The organism is Pseudoalteromonas sp. 2CM28B, assembly GCF_023161935.1.
On the sequence record NZ_JALNTH010000104.1, the window covers coordinates 1 to 886 of the forward strand.

1 protein-coding gene is annotated in these 886 nt (G+C 29.2%); it reads left to right on the top strand.

What is annotated here, in order from left to right; translation table 11 throughout:
• Positions 1–176: 176 nt before the first annotated feature.
• Positions 177–851, top strand: coding sequence for a hypothetical protein (locus MTN96_RS36820; protein WP_013463096.1), 675 nt, complete (start codon positions 177–179; stop codon positions 849–851).
• Positions 852–886: the final 35 nt, after the last annotated feature.

An 886-nucleotide genomic window follows, 5' to 3' on the forward strand; every position in this document is an offset into this window, starting at 1 on the left:
CAACAACTGGATCTACTTATGGTGGAATTACTTATGAAGTAAGATCTGGTGGCTAGTTAAACTTTCTATTAACGACTCAGCCCTATGAGTCGTTAATAGAAAACAATCTAAAATAAAAGCTTAAGTTTTATAAAATTATGTCGATAAAAGAAAACGACATATGAAAAAGGATTTTTATGAAAATCAGCACCAATCTACTACCTACTCTATTTGAAAGTAAAATATCTATTTTTACAAACAGTGATGATGAAAAAATAAAAAGCTTTTCTACTAAAACAAGCGAAAGTGGCTTAAAAATTAATATAAACACAACTCACCTTGATCCTAAAGTTAAAGAAAAAAAAGACAATAATGCTTTTGATTCATCATTAATTGAGGGAAGTGCATATGAAAAAGTATTTAAAAAAGAAGAGCTCAACTTTTCTAATATGAGTATAAAAGAACTTCATAGTATTGTTAAAAATGTGAATGAAATGGAACGAGAATACACACAAAAATACGATAGTGATGAACCAGTTAGATTAGGTAAGTCAGGAAACCCCATAATATCCAAAAAAAGAGAAGATATGAATAGTTTAGAGTCTAAACTTAGGATCCTTTCTTATGGTGGAGGGGATGTAGATCCTGATAAAAAAATTAATGTTATGGAGTATTTTTCTAATAGTTCAGAGAAATTAGATGGACTTGCTAAAGAATATCCTGAACGTCAGACTTATCAAGTAAGAGCCTCTTACATGAAAGAAATAATTAATACGTTTGATAAATTTATATCAGACGATACTTTTGATTTATATCAAGAAAAGGCTGCTTTATTGTTAACCGACAAAAAGAAAGTCGATGTTTTTATTTGAAAAAAGCCTAGAACATAGCAAAACAGCTAACAGCT

Coding starts and splice junctions, on each gene's coding strand:
- MTN96_RS36820 (WP_013463096.1), top strand. CDS start 177: ATGAAAATCAGCACCAATCTACTACCTACTCTATTTGAAAGTAAAATA.